The 25134-nt window shown below is 44.3% G+C and carries 26 protein-coding genes and 1 pseudogene; 17 read left to right on the top strand and 10 right to left on the bottom strand.

Features of this window, described 5'->3' with window-relative positions:
* Positions 1-100: 100 nt before the first annotated feature.
* Together M917_RS12705 and rsmA are read right to left on the bottom strand one after the other, a co-directional pair.
* Positions 101-937, bottom strand: coding sequence for a symmetrical bis(5'-nucleosyl)-tetraphosphatase (locus M917_RS12705; protein ID WP_021815273.1), 837 nt, complete (start codon positions 935-937; stop codon positions 101-103).
* A 132-nt stretch (positions 938-1069) separates the two neighbouring features.
* A complete protein-coding gene (rsmA, locus tag M917_RS12700; RefSeq protein ID WP_021815272.1) occupies positions 1070-1933 on the bottom strand; it encodes a 16S rRNA (adenine(1518)-N(6)/adenine(1519)-N(6))-dimethyltransferase RsmA in 864 nt (287 codons plus the stop codon).
* A gap of 148 nt (positions 1934-2081) precedes the next feature.
* Between rsmA and M917_RS12695 the strand changes: the two are divergent.
* From M917_RS12695 to M917_RS12680, 4 genes and pseudogenes are all read left to right on the top strand, one after another.
* Positions 2082-2579 (top strand): annotated as a pseudogene (locus M917_RS12695) (hypothetical protein); the annotation flags it as partial.
* 154 nt (positions 2580-2733) lie between these two features.
* Positions 2734-3513, top strand: a complete 780-nt coding sequence (locus M917_RS12690; RefSeq protein ID WP_021815270.1) for a transglutaminase-like domain-containing protein — start codon at positions 2734-2736, stop codon at positions 3511-3513.
* A gap of 166 nt (positions 3514-3679) precedes the next feature.
* Positions 3680-3853: a transposase gene (locus M917_RS12685; protein WP_021815268.1), complete on the top strand. Its 174-nt coding sequence runs from the start codon at positions 3680-3682 to the stop codon at positions 3851-3853.
* 147 nt (positions 3854-4000) lie between these two features.
* On the top strand, positions 4001-4333 hold the full coding sequence (locus M917_RS12680; protein ID WP_131656025.1) for a hypothetical protein: 333 nt from the start codon (positions 4001-4003) through the stop codon (positions 4331-4333).
* 398 nt (positions 4334-4731) lie between these two features.
* Here the strand turns inward: M917_RS12680 and pdxA are convergent, their stop codons facing one another.
* Positions 4732-5817: a 4-hydroxythreonine-4-phosphate dehydrogenase PdxA gene (gene pdxA, locus M917_RS12675; RefSeq protein ID WP_021815266.1), complete on the bottom strand. Its 1086-nt coding sequence runs from the start codon at positions 5815-5817 to the stop codon at positions 4732-4734.
* Positions 5818-6121: 304 nt separating this feature from the next.
* Here pdxA and dnaB point away from each other — a divergent pair, with 304 nt between their 5' ends.
* From dnaB to argF, 3 genes are all read left to right on the top strand, one after another.
* A complete protein-coding gene (dnaB, locus tag M917_RS12670; RefSeq protein WP_021815265.1) occupies positions 6122-7525 on the top strand; it encodes a replicative DNA helicase in 1404 nt (467 codons plus the stop codon).
* Positions 7526-7701: 176 nt separating this feature from the next.
* Positions 7702-8811 carry an alanine racemase gene (gene alr / locus M917_RS12665; protein WP_021815263.1) on the top strand — a complete coding sequence of 370 codons (1110 nt, stop codon included), beginning with the start codon at positions 7702-7704 and terminating at the stop codon, positions 8809-8811.
* Positions 8812-8997: 186 nt separating this feature from the next.
* Positions 8998-9921: an ornithine carbamoyltransferase gene (argF, locus tag M917_RS12660; RefSeq protein ID WP_021815262.1), complete on the top strand. Its 924-nt coding sequence runs from the start codon at positions 8998-9000 to the stop codon at positions 9919-9921.
* 268 nt (positions 9922-10189) lie between these two features.
* Here argF and rpiA read toward each other — a convergent pair whose 3' ends face one another.
* From rpiA to M917_RS12635, 5 genes are all read right to left on the bottom strand, one after another.
* Positions 10190-10849, bottom strand: coding sequence for a ribose-5-phosphate isomerase RpiA (gene rpiA / locus M917_RS12655; RefSeq protein ID WP_021815261.1), 660 nt, complete (start codon positions 10847-10849; stop codon positions 10190-10192).
* Positions 10850-10990: 141 nt separating this feature from the next.
* Complete coding sequence (locus tag M917_RS12650; protein WP_021815260.1) at positions 10991-12301, bottom strand: arsenic transporter; 1311 nt, start codon at positions 12299-12301, stop codon at positions 10991-10993.
* A 63-nt stretch (positions 12302-12364) separates the two neighbouring features.
* Positions 12365-13156 carry an arsenical resistance protein ArsH gene (arsH, locus tag M917_RS12645; protein ID WP_021815259.1) on the bottom strand — a complete coding sequence of 264 codons (792 nt, stop codon included), beginning with the start codon at positions 13154-13156 and terminating at the stop codon, positions 12365-12367.
* Positions 13143-13550 carry an arsenate reductase (glutaredoxin) gene (gene arsC / locus M917_RS12640; protein ID WP_021815258.1) on the bottom strand — a complete coding sequence of 136 codons (408 nt, stop codon included), beginning with the start codon at positions 13548-13550 and terminating at the stop codon, positions 13143-13145. Before arsC ends, arsH begins: the two co-directional genes overlap by 14 nt.
* An 88-nt stretch (positions 13551-13638) precedes the next feature.
* Positions 13639-14007 (bottom strand): ArsR/SmtB family transcription factor, encoded by a 369-nt coding sequence (locus tag M917_RS12635; RefSeq protein ID WP_040642806.1) that lies wholly within the window; start codon positions 14005-14007, stop codon positions 13639-13641.
* Between the two features lie 201 nt (positions 14008-14208).
* Between M917_RS12635 and ilvA the strand changes: the two genes are divergently transcribed.
* The 8 genes from ilvA (at position 14209) to M917_RS12595 (ending at position 20832) form a co-directional block, all read left to right on the top strand.
* On the top strand, positions 14209-15762 hold the full coding sequence (ilvA, locus tag M917_RS12630; RefSeq protein ID WP_021815257.1) for a threonine ammonia-lyase, biosynthetic: 1554 nt from the start codon (positions 14209-14211) through the stop codon (positions 15760-15762).
* 133 nt (positions 15763-15895) lie between these two features.
* Complete coding sequence (locus M917_RS14605; RefSeq protein ID WP_040642805.1) at positions 15896-16282, top strand: excalibur calcium-binding domain-containing protein; 387 nt, start codon at positions 15896-15898, stop codon at positions 16280-16282.
* Positions 16283-16375: 93 nt separating this feature from the next.
* Entirely contained in the window at positions 16376-16798 is a 423-nt protein-coding gene (locus M917_RS12620; RefSeq protein WP_021815254.1) for an RNA-binding S4 domain-containing protein, read from the top strand.
* Between the two features lie 231 nt (positions 16799-17029).
* Positions 17030-17527, top strand: coding sequence for a low molecular weight protein-tyrosine-phosphatase (locus M917_RS12615; RefSeq protein ID WP_084606276.1), 498 nt, complete (start codon positions 17030-17032; stop codon positions 17525-17527).
* 134 nt (positions 17528-17661) lie between these two features.
* Positions 17662-18768, top strand: a complete 1107-nt coding sequence (gene murB, locus M917_RS12610; protein ID WP_040642845.1) for a UDP-N-acetylmuramate dehydrogenase — start codon at positions 17662-17664, stop codon at positions 18766-18768.
* Positions 18758-19531 carry a YdcF family protein gene (locus tag M917_RS12605; protein ID WP_021815251.1) on the top strand — a complete coding sequence of 258 codons (774 nt, stop codon included), beginning with the start codon at positions 18758-18760 and terminating at the stop codon, positions 19529-19531. The genes murB and M917_RS12605 overlap by 11 nt, the downstream gene beginning before the upstream one ends.
* A gap of 128 nt (positions 19532-19659) precedes the next feature.
* Positions 19660-19956: a cbb3-type cytochrome oxidase assembly protein CcoS gene (gene ccoS / locus M917_RS12600; RefSeq protein WP_021815250.1), complete on the top strand. Its 297-nt coding sequence runs from the start codon at positions 19660-19662 to the stop codon at positions 19954-19956.
* 21 nt (positions 19957-19977) lie between these two features.
* The gene (locus tag M917_RS12595; protein WP_021815249.1) at positions 19978-20832 is read left to right on the top strand and encodes a sulfite exporter TauE/SafE family protein; all 855 of its coding nucleotides are present in this window, start codon (positions 19978-19980) and stop codon (positions 20830-20832) included.
* A 170-nt stretch (positions 20833-21002) separates the two neighbouring features.
* Here M917_RS12595 and M917_RS12590 read toward each other — a convergent pair whose 3' ends face one another.
* Entirely contained in the window at positions 21003-22136 is a 1134-nt protein-coding gene (locus M917_RS12590) for a DEAD/DEAH box helicase (protein WP_200861775.1), read from the bottom strand.
* A 302-nt stretch (positions 22137-22438) separates the two neighbouring features.
* Positions 22439-22654 (bottom strand): cold-shock protein, encoded by a 216-nt coding sequence (locus M917_RS12585; RefSeq protein ID WP_011513806.1) that lies wholly within the window; start codon positions 22652-22654, stop codon positions 22439-22441.
* 440 nt (positions 22655-23094) lie between these two features.
* On the opposite strand from M917_RS12585, the gene aroQ reads away from it, so the two are divergent.
* Together aroQ and M917_RS12575 are read left to right on the top strand one after the other, a co-directional pair.
* Complete coding sequence (gene aroQ, locus M917_RS12580) at positions 23095-23631, top strand: type II 3-dehydroquinate dehydratase (RefSeq protein ID WP_021815247.1); 537 nt, start codon at positions 23095-23097, stop codon at positions 23629-23631.
* A 180-nt stretch (positions 23632-23811) separates the two neighbouring features.
* Entirely contained in the window at positions 23812-25113 is a 1302-nt protein-coding gene (locus M917_RS12575) for an ABC1 kinase family protein (protein ID WP_021815246.1), read from the top strand.
* The last annotated feature ends 21 nt before the right edge of the window (positions 25114-25134 follow it).

Below are 25134 nucleotides of genomic sequence, written 5' to 3'. Positions count from 1 at the left end.
TTTTAGTCCATTTAGATGATTATCGATTGAATTGAGGACATGCCCTAGGGTCGAATCGAATGTCTAAACACGCTTTAAGACATTGATTTTTAACCGTTCGCTATGGTTTTGGGCACTGCGCACTTGACGTTATTACTTTACCGTCACTCAATCTGTACGCCAATAGATAGTTGCCCCAAACGCAGCCGCCATCAAGCGCACGGGCATAAGGCAAATCGACCTCACCTTGCAACGCTGCCCAATGACCAAACAATATCTTACGTGTACGAGGTATATGCCATTCAAACCAAGGCAAAAAACCCTCAGGCATCGGTTCATCTAATCCTGCTGTAAAAACAAACTCAAGCGACCCATCCTGTTTGCATAAGCGCATACGAGTAAAATAATTGGCAATCGCACGCATCTTGGTAAAACCATTGATGTCCGGATGCCATTCATCAGCAGTTTTGCTGTATAAATTCGGCAACAACCGATCAAGCTGCGCCAGACTGCCTTGGAGCTGCGCCTCTAACTGCTGTGCATAGTTTGCGGCGGCCTCAATACTCCAATGCGGTGGAATGCCAGCATGTACCAGCACCGTATGCTCGTCAGGATACGCCAGAATCGGCTGATGCCGTAACCATTCAAGCAACTCATCGCCATCATGGGCAGCAAAAATCGGTGCGGTCTTATCTTTTTTCTTGATTTTCGTTGCACCGCGCCACACAGCCAGTAAATTCAGGTCATGATTACCAAGTACGGTTGCGGCCGCACCTTGCTCACACAAGGCTTTGACATCACGCAGCGTATTTAATGAATCTTCACCACGTGCCACCAAATCACCAGCGAACCACAACTTATCTTGGTTAGGATCAAAATCCAACGACTTTAGCAACTGACGATATGCGGCATGACAGCCTTGCAAGTCGCCGATGACATACTGATGGCGAAAACTCATAATACCTCAATGGTGTAGATGTAATGATAAGACAAGCAATGTCAAAACCAATAGCTATTAGCTTATGCGCTAATTGATTCAATCTAAAAAACATAGTAATGCTGGGATAAATGGTTCGAACAACAAAACTGACTACACGTCTAAATGACGCGCATGATTGCTTAAATTCGCAAAATCTTTAACGCTCAACGTCTCAGGACGTGCCTGCGGATCGATACCACAAGCAGCAAAATCATCCTCGCTCAGCGTCGGTAACAACGTCGATTTTTTAAAAATAGCACGTAGTGTCTTGCGGCGATGATTAAAGGTTTCGCGCACAACGATGGCAAAATAATCTTCATCTTCTGCCACGACCGGCTTGTTAATATGCGGGGTCAGTCGAAACACAGCGCTGGTCACTTTTGGCGGTGGATTGAATGCACCGCGAGGTACTGTTAGCAAATAGTCCGTGTCGCAGTGATATTGCATGATGACAGACAAACGGCCATAGGTCTTGCTACCGACATCAGCCGTAATACGCTCAACCACTTCTTTTTGCAACATAAAATGCATGTCTTGAATCACATCAGCATAACTGAGCAAATGGAACAGTATCGGTGTAGAAATATTATAAGGCAGATTGCCCACCACGCGTAGCTTACCGCGCTCCTCGCTATATAGCTCACGATAATCGACATGCATGGCATTGTCTTTGATAATCGTAAAGTTTGGATGGCTGTTGGCACCGATACGAATACGCAAACTGTCTGCCAGATCACGATCCAGCTCTACCACCGTCATTGCCTCCACTTCTGCCAATAACGGCTCAGTCAGTGCGCCCATTCCTGGGCCAATCTCGATCAAATTATCATCGCGTTTCAGGCGAATGCTATCAACGATTTGGCGAATGACACTGCCATCATGCAAAAAGTTTTGACCAAAGCGTTTACGCGGTTGGTGTTTGGCAGCTTTTAGGCTGTTGGAGATGGTTTGAGCATCAAACGTAGAGTTGGCCATAAAAAAGTCTTAATAATAAAAAATAAAGGGACGATAGCACAGTGATGACAAGGTGCTTTTTTATAATGTCGAATTATACCACAGCTCATAATTTGGCTGTATTTTTGAAACATTATTATCGATAGACTATCCACAATTTAGCGCAACCTATACAATGGCTTTTTTGGTTATCAAATTATTTACCCTAAGCTCCGTTATGGGAACAATGGCAGCCTTAAATCAAGCGCTAGCAGACAGAAACAAGCCCAAAGATGTGATTCATCATAGCGATCGCGGCGTTCAGTATCTATCCATTCGCTATACTTCTAGTATGGCTGATTGCGCCGTGATTGCCTCCGTTGGCACAACAGGCGATTCATACGATAATGCCTTGGCTGAAACCGTCAACGGGCTATATACGTCTGAGGTGATTGAGTACCTAAAAGAGCAGTGGCATGAGGTGAGCGATGTTGAACTGGCAACCCTTGAATGGGTAGCACTTCGAGCACAGCTCTCGTCTTGCAAAGCCAAATCGATAATTAATCGATTTTTAGTGCTTCTCAGGTTTAATAAAGCCCGACTGCATAGTGCAATTGGTTATGTCTCACCCTTTGAGTTTGAAAAGCGCTATTATGATAATTTAATCCTGTCAGGCATTGCTGCCTGACTTAAGTAAAACAGTCTCTGATATAGTCGGGGTGGTTCATTGCAAAAGATCCCAGTTTCGATAGATCTGCGCGGCTTAGGTGTCGCCTCGCGCCGATCAGAAAGCCCCACGCGATCGTCAGCCTGCCAGATAAATACCTTTAAGGAGTTCGAACATGATCCTAAAACTTAACGTCAAACTCCACTATCGGCTCTCAGAGCCGATGGACCTTTTGCTTCAGATCGAGGCCGCCGATCTTGTGGATCAGCGGGTGCGTTCGACCGAGATTTGGACATCAGACGTTGCGCATTTTTCACGGGTCGCCGCCGATGATGGCATAGGAGAGCGGATTTGGATCCGCGCCGAAGGGGACTTTAGCTGCACTTACATCGCAGAAATTGCCGTTGACCGTCCTGCTTTGGACATATCGGCACTACCACAAACGCCCCTCCATCTTTTGCCCGGAGAGACGATCAAGCATTTGATGCCGTCTCGCTATTGCCCGTCAGACCAGTTCCAAGCCTTCGTGGACGCCGAGTTTGGCGATCTCGCTGGCGGCGCACGGATTGCCGCGATGCGCGATTGGATCGAGTCGGCGTTTAGCTATGTACCCGGATCGAGCCACGCACAAACCACCGCGCTCGACAGCTTTGTTCAACGTCAGGGCGTATGCCGTGACTTTGCGCATGTTCTCGTGGCACTAGCGCGCGCGTCGTCAATACCGGCTAGGTTCGCGAGCGTTTATGCGCCCGATGTGATGCCACAGGACTTTCATGCTGTGGCCGAGGTCTATCTCGGAGGGAGCTGGCACCTCATTGATCCGACTGGCATGGCAGATGCCGACACGATGGCCCGCATCGGTGTTGGATCCGACGCGTCCAGCGTCGCGTTCTTAACCGCGTTCGGATCCATGGAATTGGTCAACCAATCGGTATCCGTGATTAGACAAGCTTAGGGCCCTAACCCTAGGCCTGCGGGCCTGCGTTTAAGACAATGACCGCCGCCATAACAGGAGGCGGCAGTGGTCTTGCTCAATCGGTTTCGCGCTCTTCACGTTCTTCACCCTGCGGATCAAGGTCTTCTTTCAACGGATCAAGGACACAGTAGGCATGCCATGTTGCGTGTCCAAGAATAAGCAAGACCAATATCTGCTACAAACGAGTAACGGCGTCGGTGTTATTGTCTCAAGACAGATGCTGTCCCTCATGCACGATAAAAACTTTACTAAAGTGTCTCAGGCTGCTGCCTTTTTAGGATTGATCCCCATTCAGTCTCTAAACCCATTTTCAAAGTAGTATATTCACTCAATGAGTTATCAGTATATGTTCGGTGCGCTATACAGGCATCGAACTGCTAGTTCTAAATATGAACTTAATGACTAAAAAATTGAAAGCATAGCTCAATTTAACACATGGGTAGAATTTGAAATTATGATTAGAGCATTGAGTAAGAATGATAGTGACTTCATATACATATATAGTGTTTATGAAGGTAAAAACTATAGTGAGAATAAAGTTGAAACTTATTATTTAGCAAGCTGTAGTACTTACCAAGGCTTAATAGCGTATAGGGAAAGTGAGGTCTATAACATAGAGGTGTTAGCAGACAATTACGTAAACTTAACAACGGTTGATTTATCAGCAGGTCTAAATGATAGGATGCATCCTATACTTTACGATTTTCTAAAAAATGATTGGGAAACTTATGAAGGTATTGTTGAAGGACAGCTTGAACCTTGGCTTGAATTTCAAAAAGAATTGGGGCATAGACCCTGATTAAGTTAGTTTGCAATAAATGAGATTAAATATTATTGTTTTTAAATATAAATTAGCATGTAGGTTAGGCGGAGCTTTCGATACTCAAAAATAAAATGGATCCAACTAAAAAGCTACGATGCTCAATCTATCGTAGCTTTTTTTGTTTATCATGGGCAACAATGGCAATATCAAAATGTAATAATCAAATTACTTAGTAAAATTGATAAGAAGTTTTAATTAAGGTATACCCCAGCGGAACCATCAATTAACACCCCTCAAGCCTATTAATAGACAACCCAAAATAGACTACTATAATGGAACCACTTATATCAGAGTATGTTTGATGGTTCATAAACAGGCATTATTGACGCTAAAATTATCCAGTACTGCGTGAAAAATATCCCTAAGGCACTGACTTATGCAAGAGGTATATCGACAATCGATCTGTCTGCCATCTCATTTGCCATTATTAATGCTTGGTATAAGCTTGTCGCACTCGCGCCGCCACGTCCTGCCAAATCAAGCGCCGTACCATGATCGACCGAGGTACGAATATATGGCAGACCCAAGGTTAAATTGACTGTGTCGCCAAAGCCGTGCGATTTTAATACGGGCAATCCTTGGTCATGATACATGGCAATCACTGCGTCACAGTTTGATAAATGTCTGGAAGTAAACAACGTATCCGCAGGCATCGCTTCTGATATATCAACGCCCGCACTGATAAATTCTTGCAGCACTGGATTAATAATCTCAATCTCTTCAGTGCCCAAATGTCCGCCCTCGCCCGCATGCGGATTGAGACCACACACCAAAATTCGCGGCTGCGCTAAACCAAACTTCTCGCGCATATCATCAACGACGATTTGCACAGTTTGGCGCACATTGTCTGCCGTAATAGCAGCAGGAATGTCTTTTAACGCTAAATGCGTGGTCACCAATGCCACTTTCATGACTTGATTGGCGAGCATCATGACCACTTTTTCACAACCACTTTGTTGCATAAAAAATTCGGTATGACCGCTAAACATGGTGCCATCGGGCAGCTTAATACCTGCCTCTATCAACGCTGATTTTTGTAGTGGTCCCGTGACGATAGCCGCTACTGTTTTGTCATTTGCCAGCTTATGGGCAATTTCTAGCTGTTTTGCTACCATCGCTGAGTTACTGATATTGATCAGTCCAGAAGTTACTGGAGCAACACAAGATATATTTAACAAAATAAAAGCATTGTTATCGTCAGCACCTTGCTGTGATAAGTGTTTTAAAAAATTATTAGCTTCTATATTTACATCTACCGTTTGCCAAGGTGGGCAGCTTTTGAGTACGCCAGCAGCCATAAGCTCATCTGCACGGGTTTGCATCGCCTTAGCATCAGCCGTTACCCAAACTGGACGAGCAAAATCTTGCAACTTATTCTCTGCTGCGAGTATCAGTACAATGTCCATACCAATACCAGCTGGCTCACCCGTCGTGATTAATAACGGTTGTTTTTTTTGCATAATAGCGACACCTTTATTTTTATGATTTTATTTCATAGTAGATTGACTGTATATTATTTCTCAATCTATCAAAACCTATCGTTCCAAATTTAGTTTTTTAGTGCATCTAAAAAAAGCACATAATATGTTAAACTTTCGCCTTTGATTGTAGCATTTACTGATACACCCTGAGACCCCGTTTTATACTGCTCTCGTAGAGTCGTAATAATGAACGGCGTTGATTGTTCAATACCATTCCTAAAATACCTGTGTACAGCACGTAACTTTTTATACTCTATACTGACTTTTGAATCACTAGGCACTCATGGCAGATACCGACAAAACTGACGACTTACTCAATCAAACACCGCCGCACAATATCGATATCGAAAAGGCATTGCTGGCGTCTTTGATGAGTATTGAAGAGGCGTACGACAAGATTGCAGATATCGTCACCAAAGACGATTTTTATGCAGGACGGCACCAGTATATTTTCGATGCCATTGCACATTTGGCGGCGGTCAATGAGCCTTATGATACCGTCATGGTTCATGACTGGTTGGAAGCACAAAAACTGCTTAAAGGCGCAGGCGGTGACGGTTATTTGGCAGATATTTTAAGCCAAAGTCCTGCCACATTATTCAATCTCACCGCTTATGCTCAGCGCGTACGTGAGTTATCCACGCTACGCCAGCTGATTACCACTGGCAATGAGATGTTATCACTTGCCTATAATCCGAAAGACCAGACGGTCAGCGACATTTTAGACAGTGTTGAAGGCAAGATATTCAGTATTAATGAGCAACATAATAAACGCGCAGAACAGCGTGGTCCTGTCGGTATTACCTCCGTATTGACCAATGTCATCGATAAAATACAAGAGCTAAAATCCAACCCAGACGGCATGATTGGTTTGCAAACGCCCTTTGCTGAGTTGAATAACAAAACCCAAGGTCTACAAGCGGGCGACTTGATCATTGTCGCCGCCCGTCCTTCTATGGGTAAAACCACTTTTGCCATGAACTTGGCAGAAGGCGTGTTGTTTAATGAAGACTTGCCAGTGGTGGTGTTTTCGATGGAAATGCCAGCTGAGTCCATTGTCATGCGTTTGCTGTCATCATGGGGCGCAATTAATCAGACGCATCTGCGCTCTGGACAAATGAACGAAGATGAATGGGCAAAAATGATGAATGCCATTCAGCACTTGCAGTCTAAGCATTTATATATCGATGACAGCACCGCCCTGCCGCCGTCTGAGATGCGCTCACGCTGTCGCCGTATCGCCAAAAACCATGATGGCCGTTTGGGGGCAATTATCGTCGATTATCTACAGTTGATGAAAGTACCGAACCTAGATGGCAACCGTGTTGGGGAAATTTCCGAGATTTCTCGTAGTTTAAAAGCGCTGGCGCGTGAGCTTGAATGTCCAGTGATTGCCTTATCGCAGCTGAACCGCAGTCTAGAGAACCGCCCTAATAAGCGCCCGATCATGTCGGATTTGCGTGAATCTGGTGCAATTGAGCAGGATGCCGACTTGATTATGTTCATCTATCGCGATGAGGTTTATAATGAGAACTCAGATCACAAAGGCGTGGCTGAAATCATCATCGGTAAACAGCGTAACGGTCCTATCGGCACCATACGTTTGGGTTTTGAAGGACAATTTACCCGCTTTATCAATCTGACGCCAGAGTATTACCAAGGCGTCAGTTTTGAGAATGATGAATAATACGCCCTAATACATACCTAGCCAGAGGCAACGCTCGTATCTGAGCCGAGCCAAAAATACCAATAAGAAAATGTTTTATAAAAACAGCCAGTGGTACATCAGCCCGTTTTTGATGCATCGCTGGCTTTATACCTTCACACTATAATTTCGACATTTTGCTAATAAAGAAGGCGATTATGCGTACCCTTACTATCAAACCAAAAGCCATCACTCACAATCTTAATCAAGTTAAAAAAATGGCACCACAGGCCAAAGTCCTTGCGATGGTAAAGTCCAACGCTTATGGTCACGGGGTCGCGGCAGTATTGCCAGCCCTTCAACAAGCAGATGGTATCGGTGTTGCTACCTTTATAGAAGCACTAGAAGCCAGACAATTGGGCTGGAAAAAAACCATTGGTTTGGTAGAAGGCGCATTTACCGCTGATGAATGGCAACAGGCCATTGAACAGGATATTAGCTGTGTGATTCATCATGAGCCGCAGTTAGAGTGGGCACTAGACAATATACCACCAGCGAATAGTGCAACCCGAGTGGTTTGGCTAAAATACAATACGGGTATGAATCGCCTAGGTTTTAACGCCGAAAGTGTTATGACAGCGGCTAAGCGTCTGCACGAGGCAGGATATCAGCTAATACTAGCGACGCATTTTGCCAATGCTGATAACCGCACGCATCCGCTAAATTCCAAGCAAATACAGCGTTTTACGAATGTCCTAAAAGCTTTACGAGAAACCATTAGCGCTAATATTAAAGGGTCATTGTGCAATTCAGCAGGCATCGTCAATTTTTCAGAGCATCATCATGAGTGGGTACGTCCAGGTATTATTCTGTATGGTAGCTCACCAGTCATTGATAAAAGCGCGCATGAGTTAGACTTACAACCAGCAATGAATTTTAGCGCACAGATTATCGCATTGCAGACGGTCAGCGCCAATGACGCGATAGGTTATGGTAGTCGCTGGGTAGCACAGCAAGATACCAAAACGGCTTTGGTGAGCGTGGGCTACGGAGACGGCTACCCACGCGTGGTCAATGGCGATGCTTATGTTTCTGTTATCGATAGCACGAATAACCGAAGCTACCTTTGCACTGTGATTGGCCGCGTGGCAATGGACATGATTGTCATTGATGTCAGCGCCGTACCAGAGGACGTTGCTTTGTTAGATAGTCAGGTAATGCTGTGGGGTGATGCGCCACATATTGACGAGGTAGCCGTACATGCCGACACCATTAGCTATGAGTTATTGTGTCGTGTGACCATGCGCCCAAAACGCATACAAGCATGACTATCATAAGATAACGACGAATGAATGGTCTCCTTAAGTGACTTATCATTTAGCGCAAATTGAACATTTACATTGGAAGTAATTGCGCTATACTAAAAGTTTGTTGTCACCCCAGTATGCGCACTAATGCGATGCTATTAGAGACTGATAACGCTTCACTGACTGCGATTAACTGCTAGGATTACTATGAGTTTGCGCCATTTTTTGACCTTATCTGATTTAACCAAACAAGAACTAGAAACTCTGATCAAACGGGCCAGTGAATTGCGTAAGATGCAACACGCGGGCGAGATATATCAGCCCTTCGTTGGCCGTACGCTTGGTATGATTTTCGAAAAATCTTCTACGCGCACCCGTATTTCTTTTGAAACTGGTATGGGTCAATTTGGCGGTAGTGCTATCTTTTTATCGCCAAATGATACCCAGCTTGGACGCGGCGAACCATTAGAAGATTCAGCACGCGTGATCTCCAGTATGGTCGATATCATCATGATTCGTACCTTTGGTCACGAAAAAGTTGAGACTTTTGCAGAATATTCCAGCGTGCCCATTATCAATGCGCTGACTGATGAATTTCACCCCTGTCAGCTGCTTGCTGATATGCAAACTTATTATGAGCATCGCGGTAGTATCGAAAATAAAATCGTCACATGGGTCGGTGATGGCAATAATATGTGCTCTTCCTTTATGCAAGCGGCCAATCAGTTTGGCTTTGAGCTACGTGTGGCCGCGCCTTATGGCTTTGAGCCAGACCCAAAGCTGATGGAGCGTTTTTCTCATTGTGTCAGCTTGGTAGAAAACGTACAAGATGCCGCAAAAGACGCTAATTTAATTGTCACCGATGTATGGGCAAGTATGGGACAAGAGTCTGAACAAAACACCCGCGCCCGCCGTTTTGCCCCTTATCAAGTGACCCCCTCATTGCTGGACAAGGCCGATCCCGAAGTGGTGTTTATGCATTGCCTGCCAGCGCATCGCGGTGAGGAGATTTCTCATGATATGCTCAATGATCCACGTTCAGTGGTGTGGGATGAAGCAGAAAACCGGTTGCATGCACAAAAAGCCCTGATGGAGTTTTTATTAAAAGACAAAATTAAGCTACCAGCTTAGCCGAGTAACTGTTATCAATTCGTTTTGAAAAGAAGAAAGCGCTACTGGTATGCTTATCTTTAAACGAGAAGTTTCGCAGCCTCTGTCACGCTTGCGAACAGCAAGCAAGAAAAATTTTAACAGTAGTGCGTTACTGAATGTATCTTGTCTGCTTTAAAATGACGATCTGAAAATAGTATTGTAAAAAACAAACAGCAGCAAATAAAAAAAGCAGATCACATATATTGTGGTCTGCCTTTTTTGTGTTTATCCAACCGTTAGCCACCGATTAACGGAGCAATGTCTCTACCCCATTGCTGCTGGCTTTTAGTAGCACATCGGCTTGATTGGCAGCAAAAATACCATTGCATACCACACCTACGATGTTATTAAGGGTTTGTTCAAGCGCGACCGGATCACTAACATCCAAGTCATACGTATCAAGAATCACATTACCATAATCGGTGACAAAGTCTTCGCGGTAAACTGGCTCACCGCCCAAGCGGGCTAACTGCCGTGCCACGTACGAGCGTGCTTGTGGCAATACTTCTATCGGCACTGGAAACGCGCGTCCTAGTATCTCGACACTTTTGCTGGCATCCACCATACACACAAACTTATTTGACGCAGCTGCCACTATTTTTTCACGAGTGAGCGCGCCGCCGCCGCCTTTTATCAATTGCAGGTTCGCATTTACTTCATCAGCGCCATCGATATACACATCAAGCGTCCCCGCAAAGTTTAAATCTACGATTTCAATGCCAAGAGCGCGTAGCTTGTCTTCCGTCACTTGTGAACTAGCAACGGCACCAGCAAGTTTCAATGTTGGCAATAACTCAATTAAACAATTGACCGTACTACCCGTTCCCACGCCAAGTATCATGTCATCTTCGATATAGCTTAGCGCTGCTTTGGCGGCAGCTTGTTTTTGGGCTTGCTGATCACTCATCATAAATCCTTGGTAAAATAAACGTATCGTCTTAAAAGAATTAAAAGGCTCAAAGAGGTAAATGCGCGACTATTATAACCGATGACTTTGCTAGATGTCAGCGTAAAGCCCATGCTAATAGCATAGTCACGATCCAGTCTTTTAAAAATTCGACAAATAAGGCAACCAAAATACTAACGCTAGCAATGTCGCTAATAACACAGGCGGTGTGATAATCAAACCAATTTTCATATACTGGCCCCAACTGATTTTGTAATCCTTTTCGGCCAATACATGCAGCCATAATAGGGTCGCAAGACTACCAATAGGCGTAAACTTTGGCCCCAAATCATTACCAATCACATTGGCGTAAATCATTAGCTCGCGAGTTGCTTCGGGTACTTGCGCGCTATCAATGGCCAGTGCGCCGACCAGCGTCGCTGGCATATTGTTCATAACAGACGCCACAATGGCAGATAAAAACCCTGTGCCTAACGTTGCAATAATAGCGCCTTGCTGCCCTAACCAGTTCAAAACTTGCGCACCATAATCGGTCAAGCCAGCATTGCCCAAACCATAAACAACTAAGTACATACCGATTGAAAACAATACAATTTGCCAAGGGGCGTGACGCACCACATCGAGCACAGAAACCACGGCTCCACGTCCGCCTTGCCAGAAGCGGCTTGCGATTGCCATGAGTAGCAACGCAGCCGCACCAGTGACCAAAGAAATAGGAATCCCTAACGACTCGGTAGAAAAATAAGCAATAAGCAATAAGCCCAATAACGGAAACGCTGCCTTAAAAACCAACGGATCTTCGATAGCAGATGCGGGCGTGCTCAAATTATCCATTGAATAGTGCTTTGGAATGTGGCGAGCATATACCACCCATAACACTGCTAACGTCGCGATAACAGAGACGATATTAACGGGCACCATGACCGCTGCATAACGTCCAAAGCCAATATCAAAATAATTGGCACTAACGATATTGACCAAGTTCGATGTCACCAATGGCAAGCTTGCGGTATCGGCAATGAATCCAGTGGCTATAATAAAGGCGAGCGCAGAGGGAGGCGAAAACTTAAGACGCAGCAGAATGGCAATGACAATGGGCGTCAGTAATAAGGCAGCACCATCATTGGCAAAAAACGCCGAAATAAATGCCCCTAAAATCACGATCATAGGAAACAGTAAGCGCCCTTGCCCATTGCCCAGTCTTGCCACATGTAGTGCCGACCAACCAAAAAACCCTGCTCTGTCTAAAATAAGTGAGATGATAATAAGCGCCACGAAGGTAAAGGTCGCGTCCCAGACAATATCCCAAACGACACCGACATCAGACCATTGCACTACACCAAAAGCCAAGGCCACCAATGCCCCACCAAGCGCACTCCAGCCAATACCCAATCCTTTCGGCTGCCATATCACCAAAACCAACGTTACAATAAAAATAATAAATGCAAGCATTAAACACCTTTATTTGAGCAGACTCAATCTAGCCAATCTTAACCTTCGAATGTGGCAAGGAGACTAAATCGATTTTTGATTGACGCGTTGCGAGAGTTCTTCAGCGCTTTCTACTCGTTCTGAATAACGGTCAGTTAGATAGGCAGAGCGTCCACGTGTGAGCCAAGTAAACTTTACCAGCTCTTCACAGACATCAACAATACGCAGATATAAAGGAGACATATCCATGCGATCATCGTCGTTAAACTCTAAAAAGGCCTTTGGAATAGACGATTGATTGGGTATCGTAATCATACGCATCCAACGACCGAGAATACGGAGTTGATTGACTGTATTAAAGCTTTGACTGCCGCCGCTCACTTGCATCACAGCCAGCGTTTTGCCTTGGGTCGGGCGCACACCACCAAGTGACAACGGTATCCAATCGATTTGGGCTTTCATAATACTGGTCATGCTGCCATGACGTTCTGGACTGACCCAAAGCATGCCCTCTGACCACTGTGCCAATTCTCGTAACTCTTGTACTTTGGGATGCTCAGCGTCCGCATCATCGGGCAAAGGCAAACTCGAGGGGTCAAACATTTTTACTTCACAGCCATACCAACGCAATAAACGGCTCGACTCTACAGCTGCCAGTTTAGAAAAAGAGCGCGTGCGTAAAGAGCCGTACAAGACTAATATTTTAGGCGGATGACGCGGATCACTTTCACCAATCAAAGATTCAATATCGATCGGTTGTATGTGATTTGGGTCAATATTGGGTAAATCATTAAAATTTATACTTTCTAACGCTACTGATTCCAAATCAGTCAATCCAAGGTTTGCTTTTGCTACTTGATCTTTAGGGGTTGCCATGATGCACAATCTCTCCATCTTCTTTCGTAAAGCTACTTACAGGGTTTTCTAATAACTCAAACACACGCTCTGAAGGTCGGCATAATGCTGCGCCTTTGTCAGTGAGTACAATAGGACGGTTGATTAAAATAGGATGCGCCATCATCGCATCGATAATTTGATCGTCAGAAAGCTCTGGATTATTCAAACCTAGCTCATCATTGATCGGCTCTTTGCTTCGTAATAGCTCTCTTGGTGAGATTTCCATTTTTGCCAATAGCTCAACCAAGTAGTCACGAGCTGGTGGGGTCTTAAGATATTCCACCACTTCTGGGTGCTCACCTGACGCTTTCATTATGGCTAAGGTATTACGAGATGTACCGCAGTTAGGGTTGTGAAAAATCAATGGCTTCATTGCGACCTCTTTGTTTTATCGGTTTTGTTTGTTTTACACATCTCGTCTGTTTTATAAATATAGTTATTGGGCATGAAATTTATTTTAGTTATGTTGACCTAACTATATTGCAATTGGATGACGTGCTTTCGCATCCACTCAAACTGTCAAGCAACGACGCACACAATTCTGGGTGTCCTGCACAGCAATCTTGTAATAAAAACTGAACCACAGCTTCCATATGAGATAGCGACGCGCGATAGATTATCTGCCGACTGTGCCTTTTTGAGACCACCCACCCTGCTCGTGCCAACACAGATAAATGCGCTGACATCGTGTTGTGCGGCACGGCCAGTTGACGAGCTATTTCACCCGCAGGCAGGCCATCAGGTTCTTGACTGACAAGCAACCGAAAGGCTTTTAGACGAGTATCTTGAGAGAGCGCAGCAAAGCTTGCGATAGCAGTAGTTATTTCCATACGTCCAATAATACAGACATATGAAAATAACTCAAGTGTTTAGGACGTGAATTTCCCTAAAAAACTCATCTCATTTGTAATGAATTCATATCAAAGCATCAATTCACCGCAAAAACTGCAATTGTGTCTTGCAAGACAATCAAAATCAGCATAGGCTAATCTATTTCACTTTTTATATTCACAATTTGTTTAGGAAACACTATGCTGTCACACTGGGTACGAGCCATTTTGCAAGCCACTGTCTATGACGTTGCTGTTCAAACACCACTAGAAGCTGCACCCAAGCTGACCCAACGTTTTGCCAATGACATTCGCTTCAAGCGTGAAGATTTACAGCCAGTCAAATCCTTTAAATTACGCGGTGCTTACAACCGTATTAGCCAATTGAGTGATGAGCAAAAAGCACGTGGGGTGATTTGTGCCTCAGCTGGCAACCACGCGCAAGGCGTTGCTTATTCTGCTCGCAAATTATCGCTCAACAACATCATAGTCATGCCAACCACCACACCTGATATCAAAGTCGACGCCGTACGAGCGCTTGGCGGCAATGTCGATCTGCACGGTGATAGCTTTGATCAAGCCAACCGTTACGCGATCGCTCGTGCTGAGCGCGAAGGTCTGACCTTTATCCCGCCTTATGATGATGAGCTGGTGATTGCTGGACAAGGCACTATTGGACTTGAGCTAACCCAGCAGTGGCGTAACATGGACTATGTTTTTGTGGCGGTTGGCGGCGGCGGTCTGATATCTGGTGTTGCCGCATTTTTGGGGGAAGTTGCCCCGCATGTCAAAGTGATTGCCGTAGAAGCGGACCAATCCGCCTGTTTAAAAGCCGCGCTTGAGGCGGGTGAGCGCGTTAAGCTTGAGCAAGTCGGACTGTTTGTTGATGGTGTGGCAGTGGCGCAAATTGGCGAGCTGCCGTTTGACGTGGTGCGTATGCAAAAAAGCGATCATTCTGGTCCTGTGGTCGAGCCTGAAGTCGTTACTTGTACCAATGATGAAGTTTGTGCCGCTGTCAAAGACATTTTTGAAGAAAACCGCAGTATCGTTGAGCCTGCTGGTGCCTTGTCAGTGGCTGGCATGAAAAAATATATCAAGGCAAATAATCTGCAAGGCAAAAACTGCGTCGGCATCATTTGCGGTGCCAATATGAACTTCGACCGTTTGCGTTATATCGCTGAGCGTACCGAAATTGGTGAGAAAAAAGAAGCGATCTTTGGTGTGACTATTCCTGAGCAAACGGGCGCTTTTTTAAACTTTTGCCGTAGCCTACACGGACGTAATATCACTGAATTCAACTACCGCGCTGATAGTAAAAAATCACCTGACTCTATGGAGCCTGCGGCAATCTTCGTCGGCATTGCCTTAAAAGAAGGCGAAAAAGAGCGACAGACCATCAGCAATCAGTTGGCAGCTGACGGTTATGAAGCCCACGATCTAACCGATGATGATATCGCAAAATCGCATATTCGTCATTTGATTGGTGGCCATGCTCATATCGAAAACGAGCAATTATTAAAAGTCGTGTTTCCAGAACGCCCAGGTGCCTTATTGACGTTCTTAGAAAAATTGGGCGACGATTTTAATATCACCTTGTTCCATTATCGCAATCATGGCGCTGCTGAAGGACGTGTGCTGGTCGGCCTGCAAGCCTCTGAAGGCAATTCCCGTCAACTACAGGACGCGCTACTTGATATCGGCTATGACTGTACAATGCTGAACGATAATATTGGCTATCAGTTGTTTTTAAAGTAGTCAGCGTAAGTATAAATTATCATTAGTAGCAGTTTTTTAATCAATTGAACAACTGCTACTAATGAATTGATGGCAACGGTTCGCTTTCAGCACTTATTGACTTTCAGCATTTATCAACAGGCACTGGTCAGTTATGAAAAACACATTGATTATCATAATGTTGCTAGTTTTGGCATTTGCAGTGTATAAAGTGCTTCAACCTGACAGCTCAACAAGTAATACTACCATTGATGTTGCGACTGATACCTCAACTACTCCTGTCTCCATATCCACATCTACTGACTTTGATGACATACCGCCAACGTATGTTGATTCAGGCCTAGAGACGTTATCAGCCCCAGTAGTAAAGCCAGCATTAAGTACACCGCCAGCAACGCCAAGCTTTGCATGTGATGGCAGACAGCATTGCTCGCAAATGACTTCTTGTGCAGAAGCCACTTACTTTAGTAATAACTGTCCGAATACGAAGATGGATGGCAACAATGACGGTGTCCCTTGTGAGGAACAGTGGTGTAACTAAACCACAATTATAAAATCTATTTGCAAAAATTAAATATGCCCTAATCTTATTGATTATAAATACAAAATTTGAAGTTAGTAGAGAGTGGCTATTATGAAAAACAATATTGATGATAAAAATCAAGCGTTAGCTAAGATTCGTCTTGATAAGTGGCTGTGGGCCGCGCGTTTTTACCGGACACGCACCCTTGCCAAGCAAGCCATCGAAAGTGGACGGGTACATTATGGTGGTAGCCGTGTCAAAACCAGCAAAGAGATTTCAGTCGGTGACGAGTTGACCATTCGCCAAGGCTCAGCCACCGCCATGACTGAAAAAACAGTCGTCGTCGAAGCACTAACCGCCCAACGTGGTAATGCTGACGCTGCTCAAGTGTTATACTCAGAGACCAAGGAGAGCGAAGTGCGCCGCGCTTATTATGCCGAGCAGCGCAAACTTGCCAATCTTGCCCGCCCTGACAATAAACCCAATAAAAAAGAACGCCGTGATCTTCAACGTTTTAAGAGTAACCAAGAGTAGCAAGAGAGACAAGTGCACGTACGATGCATTGCAGGCTGAGCGAGTTTGATACAGCCAATCCTATTTTTTGGTATTAGCCATCAAATGACCATATTGTTCAGCCTATGCCCTTGCCATTCAAGACATTAACCGTTACTCTGCCATCTGATTTATTCAATCGATTGCATGCTGATAAAAGCCGCACCACGCTGGTTTTTTATGGCGTGTTTTTTTGTTATAAAAGGTCATGTTATGCTGATGAAAACCTGTACGCCATCGTCTGTATTATTGGTTTGTTTAGGAAATATTTGCCGATCGCCCACTGCTGAGGAAGTATTCCGTCAACAAGCAGCGATTGCTGGATTATCAATTAAAGTGGATTCAGCAGGAACAAGTGACTGGCATGTTGGTCATACACCCGATGAGCGCTCTCAGCGTCATGCAAAGTCGCATGGCTATAAAATTAACAAATTAATTGCACGGCAAGTCAGTGCCGACGACTTTCGCAATTTTGATTTAATCTTAGCGATGGATGCACAGAACCTAGCCGACTTACAGGCCATCAAAGATAGCTTGGCAGATACAGAAGATCATTTGGCCAAACTGGCTTTGTTCAGTGAAGAAGATCCTACCTATGGCGGCGACGATGTGCCAGACCCTTATAAAGGGGATAGCGACGATTTTGAAGAAGTGATTGAGCGTATTGAATCAAGCGCGCAAGCTTGGATCGAAAGTTGGAAGGCGTGCTAATGATACAATCTATCTTTTGCTACTTTTATGTCTCGCATCCTTTATAATAAATGCCGCATAATTCGTTATTTATTTGCCATATAGGCTATGTTATGACCTCAGCTTCACGCCTTGATTTTAGTGCTCAATCTGCCATGACAACTCATTTACCTGAGCATTTATTACCCAATCGATTGGTCGATCTATCACATGACAATACTATGGCTTTAGCCTGTGTCGCTGACGCTGTCATCGCATTAACAGATGAAGCTCAGCTTGATGCTTTTATGGCAAGCCATGCAAAAGGTACAGAGCCTAATTTGCCATTATTTGTGTTGTCTGGCGGTAGCAACGTGTTATTGCCAGCCCAGTTAAAGGCGATTGTCTTACAGCCGCAGATGCGCGGTATTAATTTAATCATGCAAACTGATGATTATGTCGATATTGAAGTGATGGCAGGTGAAAACTGGCATGACTTGGTGGTCTATACTGTCAATCAAGGTTGGTATGGGCTGGAGAACCTTGCACTGATACCCGGTCTGACTGGTGCAGCACCTGTTCAGAATATCGGCGCTTATGGTGTCCAATTAGAGGACTGTTTAGAGTATGTACGTGCCTACCATCTACCAACCAAGACATGGCATCACTTAACCACGGTAGACTGTCAGTTTGGCTATCGCGATAGTATATTTAAACGCGCGCCTAATACATGGTTAATTAGCTGCGTGGGCTTTAAATTACATACCGATCCAAACAAAATCCTCGCCAGTTATGGCGATGTACAAACAGTAGCTCAACGCTATGCTAAAGAGCAAGGACGTCAGCAAGCCACTCCTGCCGATGTCATGCAGGCAATTATCAGTATTCGTCAGCAAAAACTGCCCGACCCCAAGCAGCTTCCCAATTGTGGCAGTTTTTTTCAAAACCCTATTATTTCTCAAAAACAGTTTATGAGTCTACAAGTAACATATCCTGCTATCGTTGGTTACCCTATGCCTAATGCGATAGTGAAAGTTGCCGCAGGTTGGCTGATTGAGCAAGCGGGTTTGAAAGGTGGTGGTATAGCCCCAATTATGACTCACCAGCAGCAAGCACTGGTGCTTACCAACCACACACCTTATCAAGCCACCCAAGATGATGTGGCAAGTGCCCAACGACATATTGCTGATGCTGTCTATGAAAAATTTGGCGTTCAGTTATCGCGTGAACCAGTTTGGGTAAATTCTGACGGCTCTATTGGACACGATGAGCATGTGGTCTAAACAGTCATGGTCTAAGCGGCTATGGCAGTATTATTTGCGCTCTGCTGAGCGTATGATGAAACTGTTTCATATCATTAATATCACTTTTTTGCTTGGCTCAACGGCTGTTATTTTGGTACTTATCAGCTTATTCACGCCGCTATTTTCTCAAGTTATTGTTTATTTATTTACCCTCTTGCCTTTACCGCACGTGCCCGCCACGGCGATGCGTTCACCGGCTACCGCTTACGTGGTATTGGGCGGCGGACTTACCAATGATCATAACAATCAAACCATCCTCAACGATTATAGTCTCAATCGCGCCCGTACTGCTGCTAGCGCTTATCACGATCTACCACTGCCCATTGTACTAAGTGGTGCTGAAGCGCCATGGTTAGGTCAATGGCTTATAGAGCATGGTATCGACGGATTAATAAGCGAAAACGCCAGTATGAATACCTGCGAAAATGCGCGTTTCACTGCCAAACGTATTCCACTGCGTCACGTTTACCTCATTACAGATAGCTACCACATGGCGCGTGCGCGTAGACAATTTGCCTTAAATGGTATCAATAGCACGCCGCTTGCTGCCCCTCTACCCGTCAACCGTGACTGGATGAAACCTGCGCAAAACTTAAGTCATTCACGGCGTGCCGTTTATGAAATTGCCGCTTATTTGCGTGATGTAATACGCCCGCAAGTAGATTGTCGTTATGCCAAAGACATAACCTCACAGCAATTGTTAACGCCCAGAGGCAATGCAGCGAAGACTCCAGATGAGTAAGATTGAATGTCATTCTGTATAGGTATATGTTACCAGTGCCTGTTGCTGCGCTTTTATCGCTGCAAGCCGTTATTGCAATAGTAATGGGTGTATAATGATAGAAGAAACTGATATTTAAGAGAGTGACCATGCTCAGTATATTTTTATTAATCCCATTAAGTCTTATGCTTTTTGTGGTGGCCATTTGGGCCGTAAGATATGCCGTAAAGTCGAATCAATTTGAAGATTTGGACAATGCGTCACAGCGCATTATATTGGATGACCGTCAAGAGCGTCGGCAGACCATACAAGCTCATGAGCACTCCCCGCCCACTCCGCAGGCTGACCACATAGTGGCTACTGACATTGAAACAGTTAGCCAAGCCAGCACAGTTGATACAGAATCCATCAATGATTCTCATGTAGATAAAAACTCAAAGATCTAGCATTCATTAGGAGACACCCCTATGACCACAGCCTTACTCGTTGCGGCATTACTGATGGGTTTTTTTGGTTCACCGCATTGTTTGGGTATGTGCGGCGGCCTTGTAACGGCATTTGGACTATCGATGAAAGACGTCAGTCCAGCCAAACGCCGTGCACTTGTCTTCACTTATCACTTAGGCCGTTTGACCAGCTATGCATCGCTGGGTTTAATCGCAGGGCTTATTGGCACAACTTTGCTAGAGCCATTAATGCAAGGCAACAGTACGCCACGTATCTTATTAGGCTTGGTGTTAGTTTTTGTCGGCGTGACCATGCTTGGTGCCCCATTCTTAAATAAGCTTGAGCGTTTTGGTATGCGTTTTTGGCAATATCTGAGCCCGCTTCGTCAAAAAGTATTTCCATTAAATACGTTCCCACGTGCACTCACTGCTGGACTACTTTGGGGATTTTTACCTTGTGGATTGGTATATGGCGCTTTACTGATCGCAGTGGTCGCTCATAATCCTTTGAGCGGTGCGGCACTCATGTTTGTCTTTGGCTTAGGCACGGTGCCGATGCTGGTTGCCACGCACGAAACCGTTGGCTGGTTGCGTGATAAAATTGGGCGTTTTCGCTTAAGACAGCTTAACGGCGCTATTATGGTACTGTCTGGTTTAGCGGTTGTCGCTGTACCTATGATGATGTCTAGCATGCACAGTGGACATGGCAATGGACAAATGGATCATAGGAGCCATTCTGCTATGATGGCAGACGAAGATACCGCTCATGATATGAACCAAATGAATCACGACATGACACCAGCTATGGACAATACGATGGATCATAGTATGCACGATATGGGTGATGATAAAAACTCTATGCCTCAATCCCAATAACCGTTTATAAACTCTCGGTGTAAGTCCTAGACCCTCTCTTCGAAAAAAAGCCCTCAACATCAGAAATGATATTAAGGGCTTTTTTCAATTGATACCACTCCAAAAAATCATACTAAACGAGTTTGACGTGGCTAATCGTATTTTTTGGGTTTGCTATACTACTTAAGCGATTACTCTTGCCACTGCTCAAGCGTGAACTTGGTCTCTAGATGCTTCTCTAATGCGGGTAGGTTAAACGCATCATCTTCACTAACGAAACTGATGCTAATGCCTGTCTGTCCAGCGCGACCCGTACGACCAATGCGGTGTACGTAATCATCTGGCTGTTCAGGCAAAGTATAATTAACCACATGACTGATATCATCGACATGGATGCCGCGACCTGCTACATCTGTCGCCACCAAGATAGACGCATGACCATCCTTAAAACGCTGTAAGTATTTTTCACGTTTTTGTTGAATAACATCACCTGATAACATCACAATTTTATGGGCTTGGCGAAGCTTATGATAAAGACGTTTGACTTGATCTTTGCGATTGGCAAATACGATCACCTTATCTACTGCAGTATCACTAATGATACGCTCTAATGCTGCTAGCTTCTGATCTTCTGTTAATAGGTAAAAATGTTGATCGACCAGTTCACTGGTTTTATGCTCAGGCTCAATTTCGACAAACTGCGGCTCATGCAACCAGCGGTAAGCAAGATTCATTACATCTTGGTTAAAAGTGGCCGAAAATAGTAAGCTTTGGCGGTCTGTATTTGATGGCATTCTGCCTACTAAACGCTTGATATCTGGGATAAAACCCATATCGAGCATACGATCGGCTTCGTCTAACACCAGTACTTCTACTCGATCTAGATAGACCATGCCTTTATTGGCAAGATCAATCAACCGACCAGGTGTGGCAACCAAAATATCCACGTACTGACGCTCAAGCTCATGCTGCTGAGTCTCGTAGTTAGTGCCACCCATAATACAGACGCTGTGTAGCGACGTGTATTTGGTTAGGGCAATACAATCCTCAAATATTTGCTGAGCAAGCTCACGGGTGGGAGCCATCACTACCGCACGTGGCTCACCCAAATAGCGCTCTTCATCATCACCAAAAGGACGCTTAAGTAAGGCTTCCATAATCGTCAATAAAAACGTTGCTGTCTTACCAGTCCCTGTTTGCGCTTGACCGATAGCATCTTGATTTGCCAATGTGTGTGGCAATATTTGTGCTTGAATAGGTGTTAATTCAGTAAACCCTAGATCATTGACGGCACGTAAAGTTGGAGCAGAAAGTGGTAAATCCATAAAAGTTGTAAAATTGCTCAAAAAAATATCCTTTTAAATAAATCACTTGTTCGTTATTAACTATGAGTAGGCTTTTAATAAGCCTTCATATCATCACGTAAGGCGACCCGATAGCAATGTCAATATCAAATCTATATATAGCTGAGAAATATAGGAGCATAAAAAAAGCCAAACCCAACACCTAACCCTACCAAGTATGCTGGCTTTTACTCAACATAGGTAAGATAAGACGGGTTTGACTCAGTAGTATATCAGTAGCGTATACAGACGTTATAGCTAAACCGCTCTAATGACTGGATAGGTTACTCTTCTACTTTTCTGACTTCTTCAGCTTGAAGGCCTTTGTCACCTTCTACTACACTGAACTCAACCTTTTCGCCATCCTTCAAAGAACGATAACCATCACCTTGGATTGCGCGAAAATGGACAAAAATATCTTCTCCGCTGTCACGTTGAATGAAACCAAAGCCTTTTGAGTCATTAAACCACTTCACGATACCTTGCTCACGAGCTGACATAATATTACTTCCTAAAAAAGTTCGCTTAGCCCCAAATTCCTTTGCAACATTGCATACAAACGGGATCTAAGATTATGAAATCAAAAACTTAAGAGTGCTATTCTAACGAAGACTACTTACTACATGACCTTTATAATAGACCACTGTTATGAGAAAACAGTCACCTTTAAAAACCCAGTTAGGTTTTTGTATATCGGTCTTTTATTGCAATAGTAACAAACTTGCAATAATTATTGCTTAAAAAATATCATAGCATGGGTTTTTAGCAACATAAAGAGTTTTAACATGGTTTTTTACGCTTAGGGTCATTTTTCATGTAATTTTTTATAACCTTATCATCAAGCTGTTATCATATAGTTGATCTTAAAGAAAAGAGGTACAACCCTGCCTTGCCATCAAGTATACATCACCCCTATTGTTTAATATCTATAGAGATCATTATGACAACTCTTTCTCAGTCCGCATCAGCCGTAAAAACATCTACTCAAATAACTACTAAGGCACTCACGCGCAAGTTATTGCTGATTAATGGCGTCAATTTAAATTTACTGGGCAAACGTGAGCCTGAAATCTATGGGCATACAACCCTTATAGACATTGAAAAACGCCTCATTGCACGTGCCGCAATGAACGGTATTGAATTGATCTGTATACAATCAAATCATGAAGGCAAGCTGGTGGATGAGATCCAACAGTATGGACTATTGGCAGAGTCAGCCGCACAAGTAGATGCTATTATCATCAATCCTGCCGCATTTACCCATACCTCGGTTGCTTTACGTGACGCGCTATTGGCCACACAAAAACCCTTTATAGAAGTACACTTATCCAATGTTCATGCACGTGAGTCTTTTCGCCATCATTCTTATTTGAGCGATATCGCCGTCGGTGTCATTTGTGGCTTGGGACATATGGGGTATGACATGGCATTGGGCTATTGGCTTGAGATTCTTTACGCTATCAAAACGAGTGACTGACAATAGATGGTAAATCTTGACGCTGTAATTTTGAAACGACTGTTCGCTATCGGTTAAAAAATAAAAAAACTAAAATCATATAAAATATGCTTTATCATCAGCACACTAGTTAAACAGTAATCAGTTGATTAAGATACTAGAATTACGGCTGAGCAAACAACCCACTATAAGGTGATATGAATGGCAAAATCGTCTGGAAAGCGCTTTATGAAACTCGCTGGCATGACAGCAAGTATTGCCGGTAAAGCCGCCAAAAACTCATTTAAACATCTCTCAAGTGACGAAGAAAAAAGGTTGCAAGCGCGCTCTGAGCTGATGCAAGACGTGGGTATTCAGATAGCCGAAACGCTGGGTGAAATGAAAGGCGCAGTGATGAAAGTGGGGCAAATTGCTTCTCAGTACAAAGATGTATTTCCGCCTGAAGTGGCAAGCGCGTTAGAAAAGCTACAAAAAGATGCGCCGCCCATGCCATACGCGCAGATACGGGCGCAAATCGAACGTGAGCTGAAAGCGCCTGTGACAGAGTTGTTCAGCGAATTTGAAGAAACGCCGTTTGCCGCCGCTTCCATTGGCCAAGTGCATAAAGCCGTCTTGCTATCTGGACAAAAAGTGGTAGTAAAAGTGCAGTATCCCGATGTTGATGAAAACTGCGATAGCGACCTTAAACAAGTACGGATGGCTTTGAAAATTGCTGGCGTGCTTAATATGAACAAACAGCTACAAGAGCAATTATTTAACGAGATTCGTCAAAGCTTGCATGATGAATTGGACTACACCAAAGAAGCGCATAACTTACGAGTGTTCGGTGCGTTTCATGCAGAAGACGAAGGGCTTATCATCCCCAAGGTGATTAGCAGCCACTCTTCCAAACGGATTTTAACATTGACCGAAGAGATGGGAGAGACACTGACAGTCGCTGCGACTTGGGACAATGAGATCAAACAAAAAATAGCAGAGCGTCTGTTTCACTTTACCGCAGGACAACTATTTGGCCTGTACCGTATGCACTGTGACCCCCATCCAGGTAACTTTGCCTTTCGCAAGGATGGCAGCGTAGTCGCTTATGATTTTGGTGGTATTCGTAGTTACAGTGACAGCGAAGTTCAACTGTTTCGCCGCTTTGCAAAACACGCTCTCAAAGGCGATGTGACCGCACTTGAGCAAGATTTAATCGCCCTAGATATTCGCCGTGATGATGATAAAAATATTCCTGGAGAGTTTTATGAAAAATGGATATCAATCGGGCTAAAACCGTTATCCATTGAGCCTTATCATGACGGTGCTTTTGATTTTGGCAGCAGTCAAGTGCATCACGAAGCCATTGCACAAATGCGTGTCTCTTTAAAATATTTTGGTCAGTTTCAACCTTCTGCCACGACCATGATGCTAGATCGCACCATATCAGGACAGTATTGGAATTTGGTCAATCTGGGCGTTAAAATTGACTTATCCCCACTCGTTGACGAGTACATTGAAGTATAAGAAGTATAAAAAATAGATGCT

Source organism: Psychrobacter aquaticus CMS 56 (assembly GCF_000471625.1).
GTDB lineage: Bacteria > Pseudomonadota > Gammaproteobacteria > Pseudomonadales > Moraxellaceae > Psychrobacter > Psychrobacter aquaticus.
This window is presented reverse-complemented; position numbering and strand designations above follow the sequence as displayed.